At 32.1% G+C, this 455-nt stretch carries 1 protein-coding gene; it reads right to left on the bottom strand.

The features are described from left to right. Positions 1 to 46 precede the first annotated feature (46 nt). On the bottom strand, positions 47 to 455 hold a 409-nt coding region (locus H4J75_RS19735; RefSeq protein ID WP_182223072.1), incomplete at its 5' end, for a hypothetical protein.

Genomic DNA, 455 nt, shown 5'->3' with positions numbered 1-455 from the left:
AAAAGCCAACTGTAATTTGTCCGACTTGAAAACCCTTGTTAGGTGTTTATTCCACCGAAACTATTTTAATAGATTTTAAGCACTCTGATGTAAAGCCAAGTGGTTCTAAACTATAGCTGACACCTTGAACTCCTCTTTTTTTAGGCAAACTATACCCTTTCATTACTTCTAAGGTGTTCATATTAAACCTAATAGTATATTCAATATTTTGAGTGTCGGGAGTTATAGTCATATTTAAATATGGTGGTAAACGCGTTAAATTATGATACCAAGAACTTGATATATCCAATGAATACATAAATGTACTATTATCTCCAAAATACTTTGAAAGGCACTCTGGCATAATTAATTTTTTATCTGCAATTTGAAGAGTTAATGATTTAAGATCAAATGATGCAGGTTCATATTTCTGCGGAAGACCAATTAAAGCTCCATCATCTTGGATTTTAACCCCA

The organism is Colwellia sp. BRX10-1 (assembly GCF_014077545.1).
GTDB lineage: Bacteria > Pseudomonadota > Gammaproteobacteria > Enterobacterales > Alteromonadaceae > Colwellia_A.
Note: the sequence above shows the minus strand (reverse complement) of the source record. Positions and strands in the feature narration are given on the sequence as shown.